Annotated in this window: 3 protein-coding genes and 1 pseudogene; 1 reads left to right on the top strand and 3 read right to left on the bottom strand. The window is 48.5% G+C overall.

Annotated features, from left to right (window positions below):
- Positions 1–238: 238 nt before the first annotated feature.
- Together EIEH_RS15920 and EIEH_RS18635 are read right to left on the bottom strand one after the other, a co-directional pair.
- A pseudogene (locus EIEH_RS15920) lies at positions 239–487 on the bottom strand (transposase); the annotation flags it as partial.
- A 142-nt stretch (positions 488–629) separates the two neighbouring features.
- Positions 630–1741, bottom strand: a protein-coding gene (locus EIEH_RS18635; protein ID WP_107775185.1) for an IS3 family transposase whose coding sequence is annotated in 2 segments (ribosomal slippage) — positions 630–1480 and positions 1480–1741 — 1113 coding nt in all. Because the reading frame shifts where the segments join, the coding sequence is not laid out codon by codon here.
- Here EIEH_RS18635 and EIEH_RS20170 point away from each other — a divergent pair.
- Positions 1715–2203: a YagK/YfjJ domain-containing protein gene (locus EIEH_RS20170; protein ID WP_081167836.1), complete on the top strand. Its 489-nt coding sequence runs from the start codon at positions 1715–1717 to the stop codon at positions 2201–2203. The genes EIEH_RS18635 and EIEH_RS20170 overlap by 27 nt on opposite strands.
- A gap of 41 nt (positions 2204–2244) precedes the next feature.
- Here EIEH_RS20170 and EIEH_RS19515 read toward each other — a convergent pair.
- Positions 2245–2496 (bottom strand): hypothetical protein (locus EIEH_RS19515; protein ID WP_035610262.1); only part of this gene is annotated, 252 nt, incomplete at its 5' end.

Here is a 2496-nt window from a genome sequence, read left to right as displayed (position 1 = left end):
TCGCGTATTCCATCAGGGACAGAGGAGTTTCACATCACCTCGGCAAAGTCCGGATCTATGGCTGCAATTGATGACCTGCAAATCCACCACAACATGTTTAGCTTGGCAAACCGGAGGCGACCATCTATGAATAAATCGAACTTTTGGCCGTAGTCAGGATCAGATCACCACACTGGACTGACCCCTCCCCGGCAGCGCTGCCAGCTGGCAGAGAACACCTGCCGGATCGCCGCCTTAAGTAGGTACCTTCACGCAGCTTCGAGATACGCAGGTCCAGCATGCCGAGGCGGGTGTTGTACTGACGGTCACGGTAACCGTTGCGGTAGGTCTCACGCTCATCGCTGCGCTCGTGAGGCTCTGCGTTGATGCGCTGAGTGACGTTATCTTCCATGATGCGGTTGAGCATAAACTCGGTGAGTGCGCGCAGAAAATCCTCACCGCCAAGTTGCATCAGGGTGTTACTGAATGTCATGCTGTTGTCAGCCATCGGTTGACTCCTTCTAAGATAATTGTCTGATTAACCATTACATTACCGGATAAGCCGATGGCTCTCACCATCCTTCCGAATTTACACCACGCCCTAAGACTCTACCCATACCACTCGCAGTGCTTGTGTAAATAGACCAATTTTAGTTCCAGGCATTTTTTGAGAACCCGGCCAAATAATGGTGCTGTCGATACTCCTCCGGTGTCATATTGTTCAGTGATTCATGCGGACGTTCACAGTTATATTCTGATAACCATTTCTCCGTGATTTCCCGCACTTCATTCAGCGTTCTGAACAGATAAAAATCGAGTATTTCTGTACGGTATGTCCTGTTAAAACGCTCGATGAAAGCATTCTGCGTCGGCTTACCCGGCTGGATAAACTCCAATTTTACTGCGTGCCTCTCTGCCCATTCAGCCAGCGCCAGAGAGATAAATTCCGGACCATTATCCATGCGCAGCATGGCCGAATAGCCACGGTTTGCCGCGATCCTGTCGAGAACACGAACGACTCGCTGAGCTGGCAGATTCAGATCGATTTCAATCGACAACGCCTCACGGTTAAAGTCATCAACGACATTGAACGTGCGAAAACGACGGCCACAGGCCAGTGCATCATGCATAAAATCGACAGACCAGCTCTGGTTTAGCGCTTCCGGTGTGGCCAGTGGCGAGGGATTACGCACCGGCAACCGCTGTTTGCCCTTACGGCGAAAATTCAGCTTCAGCAGACAGTAAATACGGTGGAGCCTTTTGTGATTCCACGAGTATCCTTGCCGTCGCAGGATCTGGAAAAGCTTCGGAAAGCCGTATCGTGGGTATCGTTCAGCCGCTGCCTGCAGGGCGGCAATAACAGGTTCATCACGCGTGGTATCCGGGCGGTAATGGTAAACCGTTCTGCTCAGGTTCAGACTCCGGCAGGCATGACGGATACTGAGTCCGAATGTCGTTATCAGATGAGTGACCAGCTCACGCTTACAGGCTGGTTTTAAAGCTTTTTTTCGATAACGTCTTTCAGTGCCCGGTTCTCAAGGCTCAGGTCGGCAAACATCTGTTTGAGACGTCGGTTCTCGTCCTCAAGATCCTTGATCTTTTTAATATCAGAAGCCTCCATGCCGCCGTATCTGGACTTCCAATTGTAGTAGGTGGCTTCAGAGATACCGGCCTCCCGGCAGACATCTTTAATGGTTCGTCCGGCTTCAACCGACTTCATCACAGCGATGATCTGATGCTCAGTAAAACGGGCTTTACGCATAGCGATCTCCTTCGTTGGCAGATTGATTATGCCGGATGTTCTCTAAATGTGAATGGCACGATTATGCGGGGTACTTACAAACCCGAATCGACAAACAAAAGGATAAGCTCTTTGATTAAATCGCTGCGCACTCATGTTCAGCAATACTATTCCATGCCCCAAATGGGTTACTTATGGGTGCGTGAACAAGAGAAAGCAAAACACCAGCATTATCATATTATCTTGATGTTAGATGGAGATAAAATTAGACACCCTGCAAAACTAATAAAAACGCTAACTGAAATTTGGGCTCGGAAGGGTGGAACGCTATCAGTCCCCCAAAATTGCTATCTGTTCATAGATAACAACGACTTGCTACATGATGCTATTTATAGAGCCAGCTACCTCGCAAAAGGGCGGGGGAAGGGGTATCGAGATGATGGAGTGAGGGACTTTGAACACTCAAGGATAAAGCCCCTATAGAATTTAGCTCTAAATGGTAGGCTGGTTTCTAGAATACCAGTCTACTGATCTTTACTTGCACGTTCTAACTTATCGAGAGCCATTAAAGCGTGTCCATCTCCATCGTCAAGAGCTTGCCAATAGGAGGGATTCTTTAAGCGGTCTAGCTCATTAACCGTAGACAACAACTCGGAATCAAGAGCATCAACTCTCTCAGCCAAATCTTCGTTGGTTCGCTCTAGCTCATAGATTCTATCTTGCAAATCACGAAAGTTTGAATTGGCAGCAGGAAATCTGTTTATCTCATGCCAGGA

It is taken from the genome of Edwardsiella ictaluri ATCC 33202, assembly GCF_000264785.1.
Taxonomy (GTDB): domain Bacteria; phylum Pseudomonadota; class Gammaproteobacteria; order Enterobacterales; family Enterobacteriaceae; genus Edwardsiella; species Edwardsiella ictaluri.
This window is presented reverse-complemented; position numbering and strand designations above follow the sequence as displayed.